Source organism: Thermogutta terrifontis (assembly GCF_002277955.1).
GTDB classification, from domain to species: Bacteria; Planctomycetota; Planctomycetia; order Pirellulales; family Thermoguttaceae; genus Thermogutta; species Thermogutta terrifontis.
In genome coordinates, this window is record NZ_CP018477.1 from 38,785 (window position 1) to 57,957 (window position 19,173).

The following is a 19,173-nucleotide window of genomic DNA, read 5'->3' on the forward strand; positions in this document are numbered from 1 at the left end:
TAGTCACGGATTTGCCTGGAGTGCCTGCCTCAGGATTCGATCCCAAGAACTCATTTCTTCCATGATATAGAGACGATCACCCCCTGGCGCTTCCACATAAATGGCTTCTCGCGAGGAATTGTTCGGATATTCGAATTCCCATACGAGTATGCGATACATTCTAGGATATTTCTGAACGAGCGATCCAAGATCTTCGATTCGTCGCGCCAGTTTGATGCGCCCTTCAAATCCTGAACCACTTGGGGCCAATTCGAACCAGCGGGGGCCTGGCAATTCCAAAACGGCCTGGTCAGGCGAAGCGGCATTCTTCCGGATAAACTCTGGGAGTGCCACCGAAGGATCAGGCAGCTTATCGATCATGGCGGCGGTCCGCTGCGCCTCTTCCTGGGTCAAGGGAAACAGCATCCAAGCGCGGGAGGGACTCCGCCCAGCAACACCGCTCACACTCACAAACAGGTCGGTGCCAACGACCGTTTCCCCCGTCGCTGCACTGCGGGCATCGATACTTCCGAACACCAATGTGACGTTGGTCCGCTCGCGAATATCCGTGAATGGATTCGCCACTTTATCTTTATTTTTGACTACCTCGAAAAGCTGCGTTTTATCCCCCACAAAGTCGAGGAGGTTGATCACATAGCATTTATCCACGAGTGGAAAGTCGCCTTCATCGACCTTGGGAGAATTTGGTCCGGAGTAATGAACTCTGTATTTTGCTGGACGACCTTTTTGCTCATCGGGGCGAAATTCATAGAGGCCATTACGGACGGAAATAACAATAAGTCCCGGAAATTGAGCCTTTTCCGGTGGGACAGGTTCGTACGAGACCCACTCCTGGGCGCGTTCATACCACACTTCAAGCTTTTCGATCCAATCGGTTGTGGGGGCGGGGAGACGAATTTCCCACGTCTGAAGTTCGGTTTTTCTCAGTTCGAGTTTACTGGTCAGCCGATTAACCCATCCCTTGCTCGTTGGCTCGAGCATGCGCAGGGTTGCTTCCAGTTGATCAATAACGCGAGGATCAACTTCTCGGATCTGGATAGAGGTACAGGTGCAACCTGCCTGCTTGATTCCCGCCAGGAGTGTTGCCTTAATTCGATCTGACGTCGTTTCCGGATTTGCCCGCACAAGAAGCAGGAGGGATTGGGCGTCAGCGGATCGAGCGGCACTCTCGGCCGAAGCTGACTCGGCTGGACGGGCTGCCGTGGGCGCCAGGCCGAGGAGCATCAGCGCCACAACCAGATGAACCAGGCCCTGTGATGATCGGCTAATCATGGGGGAACTCCAGCTCAAGGAACCTCTCCACTTTGCTCCTAAGAGCTTCTGCCTGTGCCCCAGAAGAATTACGTAACTGTTCCCGCAATTGCCGGAGCCGCTTATTTGTTTCTTCCCACTGAACGGGGGTCGGATTATCCCTGTATTGTGTGACAATCTCGGTAAAACTCTTTTCTAAATCGGCCAGCGTTGCACTTACCGGAAAATTGTGGGAATCCGTTGGAGCAGGGGCGGTCTGCGGAGCGGCCAGGTCTTCGCTGGTGCCCGTTCCTTGCGGCGATTGAGACTGGGACAGATCACTTGCCTGATGATCTGGCGCTCGGAGAATAAGCCATATTGCGAATATTAAAGCGCCTAGGGTCAATAACACGGTGGCTGTAGCGAGACCAATGGCCCAGCCGCTCACACGACGGTGGACCGGACCTAAAAAATGCTGGCTGAGTGGATATTCCCGCAGAGCTTGCCGAATATCGTCAATACTGGTCAGCTCACCGTGGATGATTTGTGCGAGGACAACCCAGATTCTTCTTGCGAGAGGAACGGAGGGGGGATCGGCCTGAGTCTCAGGAACGGTGTCCGGATCGGGAACATCGCGATACGGCCGTCCCAAGAGGGCTGAACAGAAGACTCGTCCAAGGATGCGCAAATCGCAGCTGCTGTCGAACCGTTCTAGCTGTCGCCGGGGGTTCTCCCAAAGTTCGGCGTGTGGATTGACCTTGGGATCAGATTCGAGCCATGCCGGAAGGGTGGGAGCCAGCGGATCGTCCCAATAGAATCCCAGATCGGTAAAACTCACTGTAATCCCATTTTCCCATTCCAGAATCAGGATATTCTCGGGGGCCAGTAAACCGACGCCCTCATGCTGGGCATGGAGGTGTTCCACAAGGTCCAGGACCTTATCCACTATCTCGTCCAATAATCGCAGCGGCTCGGGAATTATTGGGGAGTTGGCAGGGATTCGGCACAGCTCCTGTCGCTGTTCACGAAGTTGCTGGCAATATTGTGCGAGCGTGAAAAGCCGACGGGGCGGATCACGAAGGGGCATTTTGAATAGAATGCGTGACCGAGACTCTTGATGCCAGCGGGGGACGTGATTTGGTAAAGGGGGTGGCCGATACTTTACTCCATCCCGCACGGTGCGCCAGAGGACCAACCCACCCTCCGACAAAAAGTCCAAACCGCCATCCTCCCCCAGAAGCCCGCGTGCCGCGTGAGAAGCATCTTTAGCATTAGTTGCCCCAATTTTTTCCTGCCTCTGTGGCTGACTCATCCCCGCTCTCCGGATAAGAGCCCCGCGAACACCACCTCTTTGTAAATGATACCTCGTCGTCTGTGTTTTGCAATAGGCGGCCCGCTGTCCATACTCAGTACCTGGGCGATGTAGTTTGTATAAAGGGGAGATCTTGCCTGGTCAAAAGTTTAGAGCCACGCGTTGTTGGGCACCATTATACGGGTTGGGCCGGGCCCACTAGTCGTCAACCCTGGGTTCCCCGGGGCGCTGCCCAAGGCCAGCGACCCCTCCTGAGTGGGCGCCGCCGTATTCTCATTTTGACTCAGCTAGAACTACCGTATCGTATGGCTTGACTGAGCCTCACCAATCACCAATACGCCGTATCGACGACCTACTTAATAGTTAAACAAGTTATTGATTCAATCCGGATCCTCAGATCCCTGCGATGACATTTTACCGAGTCACGCGCCAGCCAGCTTCGGCCTTTCCGGGAAGGCCAAAACGGCTGGGTCTGTTCTATCGAATTTGCCTGGAATCACTCGCAAGTGGCTGCGGGCTCATTGGCTGGGGGCCCCTAGGCCGGGTTGTCCGTAATGCTAGCGCTGCCCTTGGACGAAGTTTCTCGATCACAGCGCGGAACCTGCCCTGAACCCTTTCCAACGCCATCGCAATCTCTCGCGGGTTCGCGGACTTTTCATGCAGCACAATCGCCGTAGTAATTGAGCGCTCTGCATCGTCCATTCTGTTGAGCGCCAGTTCTGAAAAGCCCTTGAAATACCACAGGCGCGCGTCCTCAGAGTTGACCTGCAAACCCATTTCAAAAAGCTCCAAAGCTTCCGCATAGTTCCCTTGCCAGAATAGATGTGTGCCACGGCCGAACAATTCGCTCGACAACTGCGGCAAAATAATTCCTTCCGACGGGCCGTTGGCGGGAGTGTTGACAGACTCATAGGAGACTTGCAGGATCGTCTTTGTCCGGTGATTTCCACTCAATGCTTCGGCTTCAGGGCCGTGAGGGACAAACGCGGCAATCAGACGCGCAACTAATTGCTCGTTATTCCAAAAGCTGTCGGGCACACTTGTGGGTCTGGGGTTTGCGGAAGCGGGTCCGACAGGATCAGACTCCCGTACATAAACTGAACTCGCACACCAATCAGAGCTGGACAAGACATACTGATGCCTGCCGAAGCAGCAGAAAAGGCGACCTAAGAGACACCGATGACCAACCTCATAATACTCGCCAACCGGTGCTAGAGTGAGTGGCCCCGCCAAATTTTGCTCCCAGACGTGACTTTCAGGTTGCGCTTGATCAAAGGTGGCAGGGGGGGACGTTTCTGGCAGCTTTTTAGCTACAGAATCACTTTTCTGAGGCATGGGTGAAGGTGAAGCTGGCTGATCCGGTGGGGACGAGGGGGCTTGTGGCAGCGCTGGCGTGCTCAGGTCGACAATAAAGCCAGTAAATCCCAAGTTCTTGGACATTGTTTCCAACTGGCTTATAATCTTAGCTTTTTCCCCTTCCAACAAAGGCTTGTCTGTCCGGAACAGCAACCGCTTCTTCGTTTCATCGATATCAGCGAGGGGTATTGCTTCCAGTAACCCGTCTTGACGCAATCCATTCTCCAAGATTTCTCTGGGGTTGACCTCGATTTTCACTTGGTAATCGGGTTCGGCAACTTTGGGTAGGTGCTGCGCGACGTTGCCCTCGCCCCGTTGCAGTGCACTTTTTATATTCTTTTCGAAAGTTTCCTTTTCTTCGGGAGAAAGATACTTCTTTCCTTTGAGCGTCCACCCGTTTTCGGTAAATGTCTCTTGGTTGAATTCAACTGCATCCTGAATGTCTTTCTTCAGGGTTTTCCACAACTCGGGAAGGTTTTCACGCGCCCTTGCTAGCTCACTCGACTGCTCAGCAGACGAGGGAGACGGTTGTGACGCCGTCGGAGATGAAACCGGAGGAGCATTTACTGGCTCCGCTTTGACCGGAGTGGTCCGGCTGACGATTGCGAAGAAGATAGCTGCGACAAGTGGTGTCCAGCACACTAAGCGGCACGCCCTCATTTGGTTCTCCTTTCCCGTTTGACCATGGTACATTTGCGACCCACACCGTTCACCGATTCTAATTACCGCGATTCCGGTTTTCAATTCGAAGATCACTTGTTTGGTGATCTTTCAGTTGCCTGGTTGTCCGGGCCAATTTTTACTGGCTATGCCTCTCGGTTAACAGGGCGCTTATCTCGGAGTTAGTTCCCCGGTTAGGGTGAGGTTCCCGTGTGAATCTCCCACGTTAAATAGATTGTGAAATCGCAGATCCAGATGCGGGGCTGTATGTGGAGGCTTGCTGGGCAGATGCGCGTAGACGAGAAACGGCGCAGTTTAAAGAAGGGAGAAACCAAACGCCAGCCACGACTGTCACCCCGGCGCCGAGTTACGCAGATTTTTCGATAGCAACCACGAGAAGCACGGCGGCGAACCCGCTGTTAATTCGATAAGAGGACAACGCACTTAGGGCGGGCCTTCAATCGCGTTCACGGATGTCTCTGTAGCTCTCGGCCGGAAAAGCCTCTCTTGTGGCAATGCCGAGCACCTTGGTTCAATGGCCTTTTAAACAGCGAAGATGTTTGGTATGGCCCACTCGTGATGTTTTGGCTCTGCGACGGGCATGCGGACGTGGGCACGGGCTTGGGCGGAAGCGAAATTCAGCTCAGAGGGACCCGCTCGTCGGGTCCGTTTTTCTATGATGGATGATCCGCTTCCTTTCACCGGGCACGACAAGCGTGCCCCTCCGAATCATTTTTCGGAGGGACCTGCTCGTCAGGTCCGCTTCTGCGATTGGAGGGACGTGCTTGTCACGTCCGTGTATTGGGACTGGGGAGGGACGTCTTTCTCTACACGGAACAAGCACTCTCAGCGTTCACCGGTAGGGGCAATTCATGAATTGGCCCTTCCTGGATCTGAATGTGCTGTACTTGCAATTCATGAATTGCCCCTATCGACATGCCGTTTTGCCCTGATGAACGTATTTTGGGCGCGATTCATGAATCGCCCCTACCAACGTCGGAGGGACCCGCTCGTCGGGTCCGTTTATCAACGTTCGATCATGAATTCCGTTTCAGCGGGGACTGAAGTCCCGCGCGGAAAGCGGGGCTAAAGCCCCGCACTCCATGGAGTGCGGCGATTTATCGCCGCTTTTTTGTGAAGGCTTTAGCCTTCACAATCTCACCATTGATCCGGATGAAAACGGAGTACCGGTCGGGGTGGAACCCGTTCCTCCAATCCATGCAATGGAAGCACGCCTTACGCGGCCCGCTATTCCGACGTCTGATATACCATGCCGCTTCACCGGGCACGACAAGCGTGCCCCTCCATGTTTCGAAGGGACCTGCTTGTCAGGTCCATTCCAGGTTCTATGCGAGGTTTTCGAGGTTTTCCCTTCTATCCGGCATGCAAGGTTTTTCTGCCAGAACATTGTGGCGAAATCAAAAACCCCGTGAAATCCGTCACTTACGTGGGAAATCACGGGGTTTTGGATATCTACTGTGGATTGAGGCTGTCGGGACTCGAACCCGAGACCTACGGATTAAAAGTCCGTTGCTCTACCACCTGAGCTACAGCCCCAACTAACTTCTTGTATCACTTCCCACGCCCGAAAACTTCACAGGACGCTTGAGTTGACAAGCGTCCTTTAGTTTTCGGATCGGCTCTCACCCGCTTAGGCGCCCAATTTTACCGTGCACCGCCGGGTATCTCCGGCCCTTGACGGCCTCAGACCGTTTTCCTTGGACACCCGATCTCGCCACCCACCGCATTATTCAATTGTCCGGCCCGCTTTGAGGCCTCCCGCATTCTCCACGGAATTGCTAACCTCACCCCGCCCGGTTCTCCGAGGTGTGATCAACAGGAACTTATCACACTCGTCCCAGCCACTGGGCCATGGGCGGACCAGCCGGTATGCTCCTCGGCAGCACCCATGTCGGGCATTCTCGCAACAGCGGTCTGGCTTCTTTTCCTAATTTTAACCGGCTCGTCTGGATTAGCCAGGGCCCCGATCGTCGGAGATGACGTCGCCGGCGGCGGAACGGGCAGGGCTCGCCGATCGGCAATGGAGTATATCGAGGCTGGGATTGGCTTCCTTCACCTCAGCGATTGGTGGATGTGCGAGAAGCCGACAGATGGAAGGACTATCCTCTTGCTGAATCGGTCCAAACTGGTGAGGATGCCGGTGGTTGCGGCCCGATCGATCTGCCTTTGTGCGTCCATGCTGGTCGAGGAAACCGGGAACCGGGCTAGTTTGAGCTAATGGTTCCGGCGGCCATCAAAAGGCCGACCGAAGGAGTTCCGCCGGGAAGGAGGTTCCCTCAGGGGCTGATGGGGGTCACGTCTTTATCCGAATTGGCGATGGCGATGGGGATGGCGATAGCAGCGGCGACCATTCCTCCCACGACCAGTTTGTCATCGATTGTCAGCAGTTCATCGACCTGCCGCTGGCCACGAATCGTCTGAGTGCCCACCACCACGAGGAGTTGATCGCGGGCAGAGGGCGGGGCCGTTGTAGCATCCCAGACGCGCACGGTAGCCAAGCTGTCGGGCTCCACGCGGAGGTGATAGATTCCCGGAGTGATGCCCACGATTTGAAACCGGCCCTGGCGGTCGCTCCTCGCGTGGGTCAGGGCTTTGGGGGAATCAGGCCGATAGAGGGTCAACAAGACGTTCGCGAGTGGGGCTCCCTGGGGAGAAACAACCGTGCCCTGGAGGGTATTTCGGCCAACCAGGCGAATGTCGGGGATACGAGGCCGGTTGCCCGTGGCCTGCTGCGATTCGGGGTTGCCCGCCTGGGCCTGACCGACCGCCAGGCATAAGAGGATTGCCAACGCGAGGATACCGCGAATTCCGGTGGTACGAGGCCAACTTCCGCACGTCATTGCCGATCCTCCAACAGATTTCCGTAGGTCGGAAAAAGTTACGGTGATAACGTTAAAAGTTTCTCCGAGGCAGACCGAGTATCGAACATCTCCAGGTCGGCAGAAGGGAGAATGACCTTACCGCCAACGGCCGGGGCGCGGAAAGTAGCCTCTCGTCAGGGAAGCTGTCAAGAGATGTTTTTCTCGATGCGACGTCCCAAGCCGTTGATGTGAGCACTTCAGGGGGCGGTCGCCGGAGAGGGCGTGTAATAACTCATGGGGAGAGGTTCTGTTGCTTTTTGCCGCGGTAGAGTGATTTGATCGGGTGGGTTAAGCTGCGGGCGAATCAGTTGGCGAGTTGTTTGCGTATGAACTGGACCTGAGGTTCTCCGCCGAGGCCGCCGCCGGTGAGGCTTTCGGCAAGATAACGAACACGTTCTCGGGAGTTGACCGGGGAGCGGAAGTTGTCGCCTTTCTGGAGGATGGGGCGAGGGTCCGGCATTTCGCCGAAGGCTTCGCTTCCGGCGAGTTGGCAGGGGAACCAGTAGCCTCGACCCTCGTCATCGACGAGGTAGAACTCTCCGTAGCAGTGACCGGGCACCCAGACGGTGCGGGCCGGGACGCCTGCTGCCCGACAGAGAGCCACGAACAGGGAGGTCATGTCCTCGCAGTCGCCGACGCCCTCTTTCAATGCATAGACGGCCCCTCTCAGGGGTGCGCCGCTTTGATACTTGACGTGCTCCCGGACGAAGTTATAGATCGAACGGACCTTTTCCCAGTCGTTGCTGCCCTGGGCAATGAGGGTTTTCGCCTGCTCCATGATTTTTGGGTCCCGGGATTCGATCTTCGGGCTGGGACCGAGGAACACGCGAACATCGGTGGGTAGCTTGTCAGTGATTCGAAAGATCGTTGTGTCCGGCGGGGGGAGCTGGACATGTCGGCGGACCTCGACCGTCACAAGGGCGTGGGCCTCACTCCCGTTGGGTAGGCTGGGGATTTTTACCACCATCTGATCGACAAGGTTATCCACGGTGCGGTACTGGACGGTGACGCCTGGAGAGAAATCTTCTTCCACGATTTCCACCTGTTGTTCGGGCCAGTCGCGGGGGAGGGGGGCCGTCCCGACCATATTTCGGCAGGCACCGGCCACTGCCTTGACCACGATACCGGCCTGCCATTTGGAAACGACGGCCTCACCCAGCCGCCAGCCCTTGCCCTGGTCTTCCTTGAACTGGGCCCAAAGTGGGCGCGGCAAAACCGCGATGGTGAGCAAAACGAAGCAGCCGAAGCTCGCGATGCGATTCATTGCCCGTTCGTTATCTATCAAGCCACGCTTTGTGACAAACGCCTCATCCGCGGGCGAAGGACCTGCCGTCCTCAGCGGCGATGGCAATATCTTGCTGCATTTGGACGGTTATCACACCGACGTGTGTGCCTTCTGCAAGCCGTTGTTCCTCAGTCAACAACCGCAACCGGAGCTGTGCGGACGGTCGGTGGTCCAGCTTCGGAAAGCTTCACCGGGCCTGTGCCACGACCCGCTGCTGGAGGTAATCGGTCATGATCTGGAACACTTCTTCCAGATAGTAATCGCGTTTGATGCCTTCTTCGCTCCCTTCGTCGAGGGCACGGAGGCGTTTCTCTTCTTCCTTGTCGGCATTGAGTTCCTTGACCTGGGCCATGAATTTTTCTTCCTGGAGCGGCACCGTTTTCTTTTGACGTTGAGCGAGGTAGCGCTCGATGTCCTGCTTCACTTTCTGGAAGTCCGGGGAGTTATTGACCCGTTCTTCAGAACGCTTTTTCAGAAAGTCCACCACGGCACTGTTGACATCCGGATAGACCTGATATTTGGCCGGCTGGATGCGGTCGAAGGGGAGGGCGTAGTCGAGATCCGACTCGGCGATGCCCTCCAGATGATTGGTGAGTGAGGGGAGTTCGATATCGGCGAGCACGCCGCGGTTTTGAGTGCTGTCCCCGTCCGGTCGGTAAAACTGCTGGATGGTCAGTTTCAGGGCTCCCAGTTTGGGGGCATTGGGAAGACGGAAGAGTTCCTGCCCGAGATCAATGAGACTCTGCACGGTACCCTTTCCATGGGTGCTGTGGTCGCCGACGATCAGCCCGCGGCGGTAGTCCTGAATTGCACCGGCGAGTATTTCGCTGGCACTGGCGCTGAATTTACTGATGAGCACGATGAGCGGACCGCGCCAGGCGACGCTGGTGTCCTCGTCGTCGTAAACCATCACCCGACCTGCCGAATCCTTCACCTGGACGATGGGACCACTTTCGATGAACAGGCCGGTGAGGTTGATGGCTTCCTGGAGCGAGCCGCCGCCGTTTCGCCGGAGATCCAGAATGACGCCATCCACGCCCTGCTGGGTGAAGGAGTCGAGGATGCGCCGCACATCTCGCGTGGTGCTGCGGAATTCAGGGATGCCCAGCCGGGCACCGCTCATATCCATATAGAAGCTGGGCAGGTCGATCACTCCGATGCGGTACGGTTTGCCGTCCGGCTTTTGCCCCACTTCGAAGACCTGTCCCTTGGCCTCGCTGTCTTTGAGTTCAATTTTTTCACGGGTGATGGTGATGATTCGTTTGGGACTGCCGTCGGCAGGGAGTACTTCCAGCCGGACCACCGTGCCCCGTTTTCCGCGGATGAGCTGAACAACATCGGAAAGTTTCATATCGACGACGTCCACGATTTCGCCGTCTTCGCCCTGTCCCACGCCGATGATTTTGTCATCGACTTTGAGGCGACCATCTTTTGCCGCCGCTCCTCCCGGGATGATGCGTTTCACCACGACATAGCCGTCTTCCGACTGGAGGGCCGCCCCGATGCCTTCCAGCTCGAGTTTCATGGTGATGTCGAAGTTTTCCAGCGTCTCGGGGGACATGTAACTGGTGTGGGGATCATAAGCCTCGCAGATGGCCGACAGATAGGTCTCGAGGAGTTCGTCCTCGTCAGTCTGGTGGATTCGCTTGGCGAAGCTCGTGTAACGGCGCTGAAGCTTTTCGATGGCTGCCGGTCCGCTCGTCTCTTTGTCCGCCTTGAGAACGAGCAAATCAAGCTTGATCCGTTTCCGCCAGCGGTCATGGGCCTCCGCGGGCGTTTTGGGATAGGTCAGAAGATCGGGATCGCGGATGATCTCCTCGTCCTGGGTGAAATCGAGAGGCTGCTGGAGGATTTCCAGGGCGGTGGCCACCCGCTCGTCCACCCGTTTGAGGAATACGGAAAAGATTTCATAAGCCGGGCTGATGTCTCCACTCTTAAGCAGCGTTGCCCACTGGTCCTGTTTCTCGGCGAAGCGATCCACATCAGATTGATAGAAATAGAGTTTCATGGGGTCGAGGGACTTGAGGAACAATTTGAACGCCCGCCGCGAAATTTCCTCGTCCAGAGGATGTTTGGTGAGATGCCCCTGGGGAAGCCGGATGGCAATCGTCCGTGCGATGTAGCGGTCCTGGGCACGTGGCCCGGCGGGGTCTCCACAGGCGGAAATGCTGCTGACAAGGACAAGAAGTCCAGTCCAAAGAAGGATGAGGGGCACCCTCGAGTAAGAGCGTTGGGACAATCTCATCGCTGGAATCCAAAACAAAAGGGGAAACTTTACCATCCGGTCCGGCGTATGCGTTAGCCCGACCAACTGTCCACTCATCAACAATACACCTTTGCTGACCTAATTTTAACCCGGTTGATCCAATCGGGGGAGTGTAAAAAACACAGCGGCAGGACGGTGAAAGGCCGCGTTGGGGTGCCTCTTTACCGCGATTGTGAGTGGCTCATCCCCCTTGATAGCCCGCCGAAGTCTGTCCCGGCAGACCGGGCGATAATTTGCGGATATCGCGCCCAAAACCCGCCGAATTCCGTGAAATCGTAGCATTGGGGACGGGATTTCACAAGGTGAAAGTTGCCGCCCCGCGGACGTCCTTTTCACGTCCGCCTGCCGGAGGGACCCGCCCGTCGGGTCTGATGAACACCGATTGATGACCCATCCCTCCTCGCCGGGCACGACAAGCGTGCCCCTCCGACGTTTCGGAGGGACGTGCTTGTCACGTCCGCCTCTCGGAGGGACCTTTTCCGGAGGGACCCGCTCGTCGGGTCCGCTTTTCGACGTTGGATCATCCATTGCCTTTCACCGCGGACTGAAGTCCCACGTGGAAAGCGGGGCTAAAGCCCCGCACTCCATGGAGTGCGGCGATTTATCATGGAGTGCGGCGATTTATCGCCGCTTTCTGGTGAAGGCTTTAGCCTTCACAATCTCACCGTTGGTCGAGATATCAACTGAGTAGCGGTCGGGGCGGAACCCGAGCCTCCAATCCATCCAATGGAAGGACAAGTTCCAGGGCGTCCATTCATGAGTTGTCAGGTCCATCTTCCGGAGGGACCCGCTTGTCGGGTCCGCTCGCGCACGTTCGATCATCCATTCGCTTTCGCCGGGCACGACAAGCGTGCCCCTCCGACCTTTCGGAGGGACGTGCTTGTCACGTCCGCCTCTCGGAGGGACCTTTTCCGGAGGGCCCCGCTCGTTTGGTCCGCTCGCGCACGTTCGATCATCCATTCGCTTTCACCGGGCACGACAAGCGTGCCCCTCCGACCTTTCGGAGGGACGTGCTTGTCACGTCCGCCTGCCGGAGGGACCTTTTCCGGAGGGACCCGCTCGTCGGGTCCGCTTTTCGACGTTGGATCATCCATTGCCTTTCACCGGGGACTGAAGTCCCGCGCCGAAAGCGGGGCTAAAGCCCCGCACTCCACGTATCGACGACCCGGTTCCACGCCAGCCACGCCACCGGCACGGGCAATTCATGAATTGCTTCTACCGACACATTGGGCCCGTGCCATCCGAAAAGTGGAAATGAGGCAACCTCCTGCCCACTTGTCAGAGTGGGCCAAACCGGCGAAGATAAGGGTTTTCGGCCAACCATGTGCGAGGCATCTCCCCTCACGCCACGAGTGATTGCCCAATGAGTCTTTAGAGAGAGGCTTCGCGGTTGGGCACTCCGGAGCAGGACAAAGGAGACCGACTACCATGCGCCGTCCATTTGTTGCAGGCAACTGGAAGATGCATATGGACCGAGCTTCTGCCGTCGCGCTGGCTGAAGCCGTGGCGGAAGGGGCCGGGGCCTACCCTGGCGTGGACGTCGCGGTTTGTCCTCCGTTCGTTTATCTCGAGGCGGTGGCGCAGGCCCTGGTGGGAAGCCCGGTCGCCCTCGGAGCGCAGAACCTTTATCCCGAACCCAAGGGCGCCTACACCGGCGAGATCAGCGGGCCCATGCTCAAAGATATGGGTTGCCGGTATGTGATCCTCGGGCACAGCGAACGCCGGGCGATGGGCGAGTCGAGCGAATTCGTGAACGAAAAGGTGTTTGCCGCCCTGGAGTGTGGGCTGCAACCCATCATCTGTGTGGGGGAAACGCTCCGGCAGAGAAAAGAAGGCAAGACCCTCGCGGTGGTCCGGCGTCAAATTGATGGCAGCCTCTCCGGGCTCACTGCGGACCAGATGCGGCAGTGTGTCATCGCCTACGAGCCAGTATGGGCCATCGGAACGGGGGAGAACGCCACTCCCGAGCAGGCCGAGGAGGTCCAGTCCGAAATCCGCCGCCTTCTTGGGGAGCGATTCGGGAAGGACGTTGCAGATTCGGTGCGAATTCAGTACGGTGGAAGTGTCAAGGCGGCGATTGCAGGAGATATATTCCGGCAGCCCAATGTGGACGGTGGCCTGATCGGCGGCGCAAGCCTCAAGGCCGATGAGTTTCTGGGGATTGTTGCGGCCGCCCAAAAGGTCAAAGTGGGGACCTGATGTGGCGAGAAACGCGGTGAGGATATGAAGTTTCTTATTCTGATATTACTGGTCCTGACGGCCATTTTCATGATCCTGCTGGTGCTCATTCAGCGGGGGCGCGGCGGTGGACTGGCTGGTGCCTTCGGGGGCCTCGGTGGCCAGAGCGCATTTGGTGCCAAGGCGGGGGATACCTTCACACGCATCACGATTGGGGTGGCTGCCTTCTGGATCTGCCTTTGCATCCTCAGTCACCTGTATTTCCGATGGACGCATCGGTCCCGGCTTGATTTGGGACCCACGGCTCCGACGGTCACGAATTCAGCCCCTCTGGAGCCGACAACACTTCCCGAGCCGTCCGGGCAGGGGACAGGAGGGGCTACGGACAATCCCACGAGCAGCGCTCCGGTCGCTCCGACGCCGCAGTAGATCGTCACTGGCGCAGCGGGTCTTTCCCGCTCGGACTTCCTTTTTAAGCGACGTTATCGTGTTCTTTTGAGTTGCCCAACGCAGAAGGCTGTGCCGCTTCGCAACTCCGGGGCTAGAATGAGCGATCGTGGAGGGAAGTGACCGCCGCAAAGCGGGCATTGATTCGGAATGCGGAGGCATCCCCGTTGCTTTGCAGCATGACCGGTTTCGGCGAAGCCCGATTGCAGAAGGACGAGACGTCCTTTCGGGTGGAAATCCGCGCGGTCAACAATCGATTCCTGAAAATATCGATTCGCTGCAACGAAGATCTGCCCGCGGCCGCGGAGAATGAGATCGAAAATCTGGTTCGGAAGTACATTCGTCGCGGCACGGTGCAGGTAGCGCTGTTCCTGGATCGGCAACCGCGGCCTGGAGACTATCGGATCAATACCCAGGTTTTGCTGGGGTATTACCGTCAGGTGGAAGCTGCCGCCTTGGATGCCGGTTTAACGCCGCCTTCCGGCATCGAGCCGTTTCTGGTGCTTCCCGGCATTGTGAGTGAGCTGGTTGATCCCTCCGCCTATGTTGCGGAAATTCTTCCCTCACTCCTCACGGTGATCGCACAGGCCCTGGAGCAACTCCAGGCGATGCGCATTCGCGAGGGCCACGCGATGGCTGCGGATATGCGGGCAACGTGCCTGCGGATCTACTCCCTCAGCGAAGAGGTGGAGCAGCGGGCGCCCATGGTCGTCGAGAATTATCGGCAACGGCTCCAGGAGAGGATGACCCGATTGCTGGGGGAAGCAGCAGAGGTTCTGAAGCCGGAAGACATTTTGAAGGAAGCGGGACTTTTCGCGGAACGGGCGGACATCTCGGAAGAGATCGTTCGCCTGCGCAGCCACGTTCAGCAGTTCCTCTCCGTGTTGGAGAGTCCCGGGGAAGAACCCCCCGGCCGACGTCTGGAATTCCTTACCCAGGAGATGTTCCGCGAAATCAATACCATGGGCGCCAAGGCCAATGATGCCGAAATCAGTCGTTGTGTGGTGGATATGAAGACCCAGGTGGAACGGCTGCGGGAAATGGTCCAAAATGTCGAATGACCGTCCTTTACAAGGGCCGGAAAACCGACCCGGACGCATTGTCATCCTTTCCGGGCCATCGGGGGTGGGCAAGACCACGGTGGCCAATCGGCTGCTGGCAGAATCCCCGGTGCCTCTCGTGAGAAGTGTGTCGGCCACCACGCGGCCTCGTCGCCCGGAGGAAATCGATGGGGTTCATTACCGCTTCTTCACCCCGGAAGAATTCGAGCGGCTCCGCCAGGCCGGGGCCTTTCTGGAGTGCTTCCAGGTGTTCGATGACGGCCACTGGTACGGCACCTTGAAAGAACCAATCCTTTCCGCATTACAATCGGGTAAATGGGTGCTGCTGGTCATTGATGTCCGTGGGGCACTGACTGTTCAGGAGCAATTCCCTGATGCCGTGAGCATCTTTCTGCTCCCCACCAGTTGGGAAGAGCTGGAACAACGCCTGCGCGGACGGGGTACGGAACCGGAAGAAGTTGTGCGACTGCGATTGGAAAGGGCGGCCGAGGAGTTGCGACTTTCCGAGCGGTACCGTTACCGCGTGGTGAACGATCGACTGGAAGACACCGTTCGTGCCATTTGTGACATCCTGAGGAAAGAAGCAGGAATCACCGCAGACGTGGGTGAATCCGGTCAGCCAGTACTCTCTCAGTCGGAAACAGGAGGCGAGCGCCATGTACGAGGAACTGAAAGATGATGCCCTGATCGACAAGGTGGGAGGCCGTTTCAAGCTCTCCACCCTCATTCAAAAGCGGCTGGTGGCGCTGATGAAAGGGGCCCCGCCGCTTGTCGATCTGGACACCAAAGATCGCATCCAGATTGTGCTTCGCGAAATTATGGAGGATAAGATCTATCTCGACTTGGGCGGCAACGTGCGCACTGTCGCCGACCGATCCGATCAACCGCCACCCAGCTTGAGCTCCTTATGAAAGGGCGTGAGATTGTCATCGGCGTAACAGGGGGGATCGCGGCCTATAAGACGGCGGCCCTGGTGAGCCGTCTCGTGCAGGCCGGCGCCGGTGTCACGGTTATCATGACGCAGGCCGCGACCCAGCTCGTTGCGCCGAAAACATTCGAGGCGCTGACAGGTCGGCCCGTGGCGCTCGATATGTGGGCTCCCCTGAGCGCCCATCCCCATATCGACCTGGCAGAAAAGGCCGAGATTCTCTGTGTGGCACCGGCGACGGCCAACTTTCTGGCCAAGGCTGCCTGCGGACTCGCCGACGATTTGCTCTCCACGACGGTTCTGGCGTTCGCCGGTCCCGTTGTGATCGCCCCCGCCATGAACACCCGAATGTGGCAGAAACCCGCCGTTCAGCGAAATGTTCAGCGGCTGCGAGAGGATGGTTTCATTCTCATCGACCCGGAGGAGGGCTACCTCAGTTGTGGCATGACCGGCCCGGGTAGGATGGCCGAGCCGGAGACGATCTTCCAGCGTCTGAAAGCCATTCTGGAAGAAATGTCTGGCCCGCCAGCGGAGTCCGGCTGATCTTTCCTATCGGGTCACGACTCGTCTTTTCAGCTTTTTTGGTGACCGCGATGAGCCGCGCCGTTTGGCCTTTCGGGTTCGCGGCCGTATAATTTAGGTATCAACGGTACGAAATACTCTGGATTTGTAAGAAATGTTTTTTGAGGCTAGTTAGAAAGCGGTCCTGGTTTGTTCTGCTCACACCGGCGGTTGATTTTCCCGCTTCCTGCTGTTTCCACTGGCGAGAGAGGTAGTCCCATGACCGGTTTGGTTCGCATTTCTGAAGCCGCGTCTCTGGCGCTTCATGCACTGGGGGTGATGGCGCGTTCCCCGCAGCGGTGGACCACGGAGCGCCTCGCGGAGGTTCTCCGTGCTTCAACGCATCATCTTGCCAAGGTCATGCAGCGTCTTGTCAAGGCGGGGCTGTTGCGTTCCGTGCGGGGGCCTCATGGCGGTTTTGAATTGACACGACCCCCTGAAGAGATCACCCTTGCTGAGATTTATCAGGCCATCGAGGGTCCACTTCCCACGGCGGGTTGTCTCCTGGGAGAACCGATCTGCCGAAATGGAGCGGCGAACTGCATGCTGGGCGATTTGGTCAACATGGTCCACCGCGAGGTGCACGACTATCTCTCCCGCACCACGCTTCAACGAATGGCTCAGGCCCTGGACCTAATCACCATTCCCACACCCGGCGATAGCGTTTCCCAGCCCCTCGACCCACCCTGTCATCTCACGTCCCTGAGCTGAACCGGGTCGCCACTGACTGCCGCTGCTGTGGGCGAGTCTTGAACTTCCGGAATTACGCCCGATTCGCTGGTCGAATGATTGATCCGCCAGTCGGGGCGATTCTCAAATGGCCCCTCTTCGAGCTTTGATCGACTCGTCCGCGTTCGAGGTGCAGTCCGTGCGATTGAACGTTTGTCCTTACCACCCGAGATTACCAACGGTTAACGTGCGGGTGAATTTCGCCGAAAATTCGCCTTGACCGTCTTCTCCAGTGGGTGCTATATTGCGGCGTCTCGCCGGAGAGGCGTGTTTCTTGACCCACTCTGTTCTCCATGCGCTCGGTTACAGGAGGGACCGACATGCAAGGAAAGGAATTCCAATTCGCAGGGAAGCGTCACATTCGATGGAAACTCGTCCTGGGGGTTCTCGGAATTGTCGGCGCGGCAGTAGCCATTCGATGGTTCTGGGGAAGTGAACGGGCGACAGCGCAGGCTCCCGGCCCCGGTTCCGCAAGCACCGCACGTTCAACCCCCGAGGCCATTCCTGCTCCCGCTCCGCGCGGAAATTCAGGCGCGTCCCAGGCACCAGGTGCCTCCGGCGCTGTCACCTCACAACCGAGCCAGCCGCAGATCGTGGCGGTGGTTAATGGGGAACCCATCACCCGCGACGAACTGCGTCGGGAATGCCTCCGCCGGTATGGCGAAGAAGTTCTGGAAAGCGTGGTGAACAAGTATCTCATCATGGAGGAGTGCCAGCGCCGCGGAATCACCGTGACGGCCGAAGAAATCGACGCCGAGATCACGCGGATGGCCACCCGATTCGGCATGCCCGTCGAAGCCTGGCTGAAACTCCTCAAGGACGAGCGGGGCATCAAGCCCGAGCAATATCGCCGCGATATCATCTGGCCGATGCTGGCCCTGAGAAAACTGGCTGGACAAAAACTCCTCGTAACGCCGGAGGAACTGCAACGGGAATTTGAGAGTCGCTATGGCCCGGCCGTCAAAGCACGGATGATTGTCGTCAGTCGGCGGGACCTGGCGGAACGCCTGCGGAACGAGGCGGTTGCCCATCCAGACCAGTTCGGCGACCTGGCCAAGCAGTATTCGGAAGACGCGGCCAGCGCAAGCCTTAAGGGACTCATCCAGCCGATCCGCAAACATGTCGGGCAGAAAGAAATTGAAGACGTGGCGTTCGGCCTCAAGCCGGGAGAAATTTCCCCGGTCATTCCCGTGGCCAATCAATTTGTCATTTTGAAGTGCGAGGACCAGCTTCCCGCTGTGAAAGTCCGCCTGGAAGACGTGCGGGCGGAGCTGGAAGAAATGGCCCGCGACGCCAAACTGCGGACGGTTGCCCAGGAAATCTTTCAGGAGCTTCAGAAGCGGGCCCAGGTGGTCAACGTCCTCAACGATCCTCAAAAGCGTCAGCAGATGCCCGGCGTGGCTGCTCTCATTAACGGTCGGCCGATCCGGCTGGAAGATCTCGGTGAGATCTGTATCGACCGCCACGGGGAGGAGGTCCTGGAATTGACTATCAACCGCAAACTCATCGAACAGGCGTGCAAGAAAAGAGGTATCACGATTACCGATGCCGATGTGGAAGCGGAAATCGCGCGGTTGGCCTCTCAGAATTTGCCTCCGCGAGCGGATGGCAAGCCCGATGTGGAAAGATGGGTGGATATGATCTGTGAGCAACAGAAGATCACGCCTGAGATCTATCGGCACGACCTCGTCTGGCCCACCGTTGCGCTCAAGAAACTGGTCAATGCCGACGTCCAGGTAACCGATGAAGACCTGAAGAAGGCCTTCGAGGCGAATTATGGTCCCCGGGTGCGGTGCCGGGCCATCGTGCTCAATAATCTTCGGCGGGCCCAGCAGGTGTGGGAGAAGGCACGTGCCAATCCCACGGAAGAGAACTTCGCCGACCTCGCCGAACAGTACTCCATCGATCCCGCCACGCGGGCCCTCCGTGGCGAAGTGGCCCCCATCCAAAAACACGGTGGTCAGCCCAATCTGGAAGAGGAAGCTTTCTCGCTCAAACCTGGGGAAATCTCAGGGATTATCCAGGTAGGACCGGAAACCTACGTCATTCTCTACTGCCTGGGCTTCACCAAACCCGTGGATGTGGATTTTGCTTCCGTCAAAGACATCCTCACGGAGGATATTCGGGAAAAGAAACTGCGTCTTGCCATGGCAGACTATTTTGACAAGTTGCGGGCGGCCGCCACGATTGACAATTTCCTGGCCGGCACCACCCAGTCCCCCAATTTGACTCGTCGTGCCGCGGGGATGGAATCGACCGTTCGCTAGGCCCTGCACCG

The 19,173-nt window shown here is 57.6% G+C and carries 14 protein-coding genes and 1 tRNA gene; 8 read left to right on the plus strand and 7 right to left on the minus strand.

Annotation, left to right across the window (positions count from 1 at the left end):
- Nucleotides 1-3: 3 nt before the first annotated feature.
- From THTE_RS00125 to THTE_RS00160, 7 genes are all read right to left on the minus strand, one after another.
- Nucleotides 4-1,272, minus strand: a complete 1,269-nt coding sequence (locus THTE_RS00125; protein WP_095413519.1) for a hypothetical protein — start codon at nt 1,270-1,272, stop codon at nt 4-6.
- Complete coding sequence (locus THTE_RS00130; protein ID WP_095413520.1) at nt 1,265-2,542, minus strand: hypothetical protein; 1,278 nt, start codon at nt 2,540-2,542, stop codon at nt 1,265-1,267. The genes THTE_RS00125 and THTE_RS00130 overlap by 8 nt, the downstream gene beginning before the upstream one ends.
- Nucleotides 2,543-3,019: 477 nt before the next feature.
- A complete protein-coding gene (locus tag THTE_RS00135) occupies nt 3,020-4,558 on the minus strand; it encodes a tetratricopeptide repeat protein (protein ID WP_095413521.1) in 1,539 nt (512 codons plus the stop codon).
- A gap of 1,484 nt (nt 4,559-6,042) precedes the next feature.
- Nucleotides 6,043-6,115: transfer RNA gene (locus THTE_RS00140), tRNA-Lys, on the minus strand.
- A gap of 740 nt (nt 6,116-6,855) precedes the next feature.
- Entirely contained in the window at nt 6,856-7,419 is a 564-nt protein-coding gene (locus THTE_RS00150; protein WP_095413523.1) for a carboxypeptidase-like regulatory domain-containing protein, read from the minus strand.
- A gap of 325 nt (nt 7,420-7,744) precedes the next feature.
- Nucleotides 7,745-8,704 (minus strand): transglutaminase-like domain-containing protein, encoded by a 960-nt coding sequence (locus THTE_RS00155; RefSeq protein ID WP_095413524.1) that lies wholly within the window; start codon nt 8,702-8,704, stop codon nt 7,745-7,747.
- Nucleotides 8,705-8,912: 208 nt separating this feature from the next.
- On the minus strand, nt 8,913-10,970 hold the full coding sequence (locus THTE_RS00160; protein ID WP_157731547.1) for a carboxy terminal-processing peptidase: 2,058 nt from the start codon (nt 10,968-10,970) through the stop codon (nt 8,913-8,915).
- A gap of 1,449 nt (nt 10,971-12,419) precedes the next feature.
- Between THTE_RS00160 and tpiA the strand changes: the two genes are divergently transcribed.
- The 8 genes from tpiA to THTE_RS00215 all read left to right on the plus strand — a co-directional run bounded on the left by tpiA (nt 12,420) and on the right by THTE_RS00215 (nt 19,162).
- Nucleotides 12,420-13,190 (plus strand): triose-phosphate isomerase, encoded by a 771-nt coding sequence (gene tpiA / locus THTE_RS00180; RefSeq protein ID WP_095413529.1) that lies wholly within the window; start codon nt 12,420-12,422, stop codon nt 13,188-13,190.
- 24 nt (nt 13,191-13,214) lie between these two features.
- Nucleotides 13,215-13,598, plus strand: a complete 384-nt coding sequence (secG, locus tag THTE_RS00185) for a preprotein translocase subunit SecG (protein ID WP_095413530.1) — start codon at nt 13,215-13,217, stop codon at nt 13,596-13,598.
- Between the two features lie 137 nt (nt 13,599-13,735).
- Nucleotides 13,736-14,677 (plus strand): YicC/YloC family endoribonuclease, encoded by a 942-nt coding sequence (locus THTE_RS00190; protein ID WP_157731548.1) that lies wholly within the window; start codon nt 13,736-13,738, stop codon nt 14,675-14,677.
- Nucleotides 14,667-15,356: a guanylate kinase gene (gmk, locus tag THTE_RS00195; protein WP_095413532.1), complete on the plus strand. Its 690-nt coding sequence runs from the start codon at nt 14,667-14,669 to the stop codon at nt 15,354-15,356. The genes THTE_RS00190 and gmk overlap by 11 nt, the downstream gene beginning before the upstream one ends.
- Nucleotides 15,334-15,588 (plus strand): DNA-directed RNA polymerase subunit omega, encoded by a 255-nt coding sequence (locus THTE_RS00200; RefSeq protein WP_095413533.1) that lies wholly within the window; start codon nt 15,334-15,336, stop codon nt 15,586-15,588. Before gmk ends, THTE_RS00200 begins: the two co-directional genes overlap by 23 nt.
- Nucleotides 15,585-16,148: a bifunctional phosphopantothenoylcysteine decarboxylase/phosphopantothenate--cysteine ligase CoaBC gene (gene coaBC, locus THTE_RS00205; protein ID WP_095413534.1), complete on the plus strand. Its 564-nt coding sequence runs from the start codon at nt 15,585-15,587 to the stop codon at nt 16,146-16,148. Before THTE_RS00200 ends, coaBC begins: the two co-directional genes overlap by 4 nt.
- Nucleotides 16,149-16,385: 237 nt before the next feature.
- Nucleotides 16,386-16,877 (plus strand): RrF2 family transcriptional regulator, encoded by a 492-nt coding sequence (locus tag THTE_RS00210; RefSeq protein WP_095413535.1) that lies wholly within the window; start codon nt 16,386-16,388, stop codon nt 16,875-16,877.
- A gap of 338 nt (nt 16,878-17,215) precedes the next feature.
- A complete protein-coding gene (locus THTE_RS00215; protein WP_168175759.1) occupies nt 17,216-19,162 on the plus strand; it encodes a peptidylprolyl isomerase in 1,947 nt (648 codons plus the stop codon).
- Nucleotides 19,163-19,173 lie beyond the last annotated feature (11 nt).

Bases quoted from the DNA above. Each gene is read 5' to 3' on its own strand.
- THTE_RS00125 (WP_095413519.1), bottom strand. From the start codon at position 1,272: ATGATTAGCCGATCATCACAGGGCCTGGTTCATCTGGTTGTGGCGCTG.
- THTE_RS00130 (WP_095413520.1), bottom strand. From the start codon at position 2,542: ATGAGTCAGCCACAGAGGCAGGAAAAAATTGGGGCAACTAATGCTAAA.
- THTE_RS00135 (WP_095413521.1), bottom strand. From the start codon at position 4,558: ATGAGGGCGTGCCGCTTAGTGTGCTGGACACCACTTGTCGCAGCTATC.
- THTE_RS00150 (WP_095413523.1), bottom strand. From the start codon at position 7,419: ATGACGTGCGGAAGTTGGCCTCGTACCACCGGAATTCGCGGTATCCTC.
- THTE_RS00155 (WP_095413524.1), bottom strand. From the start codon at position 8,704: ATGAATCGCATCGCGAGCTTCGGCTGCTTCGTTTTGCTCACCATCGCG.
- THTE_RS00160 (WP_157731547.1), bottom strand. From the start codon at position 10,970: ATGAGATTGTCCCAACGCTCTTACTCGAGGGTGCCCCTCATCCTTCTT.
- tpiA (WP_095413529.1), top strand. From the start codon at position 12,420: ATGCGCCGTCCATTTGTTGCAGGCAACTGGAAGATGCATATGGACCGA.
- secG (WP_095413530.1), top strand. From the start codon at position 13,215: ATGAAGTTTCTTATTCTGATATTACTGGTCCTGACGGCCATTTTCATG.
- gmk (WP_095413532.1), top strand. From the start codon at position 14,667: ATGTCGAATGACCGTCCTTTACAAGGGCCGGAAAACCGACCCGGACGC.
- THTE_RS00200 (WP_095413533.1), top strand. From the start codon at position 15,334: ATGTACGAGGAACTGAAAGATGATGCCCTGATCGACAAGGTGGGAGGC.
- coaBC (WP_095413534.1), top strand. From the start codon at position 15,585: ATGAAAGGGCGTGAGATTGTCATCGGCGTAACAGGGGGGATCGCGGCC.
- THTE_RS00210 (WP_095413535.1), top strand. From the start codon at position 16,386: ATGACCGGTTTGGTTCGCATTTCTGAAGCCGCGTCTCTGGCGCTTCAT.
- THTE_RS00215 (WP_168175759.1), top strand. From the start codon at position 17,216: ATGCAAGGAAAGGAATTCCAATTCGCAGGGAAGCGTCACATTCGATGG.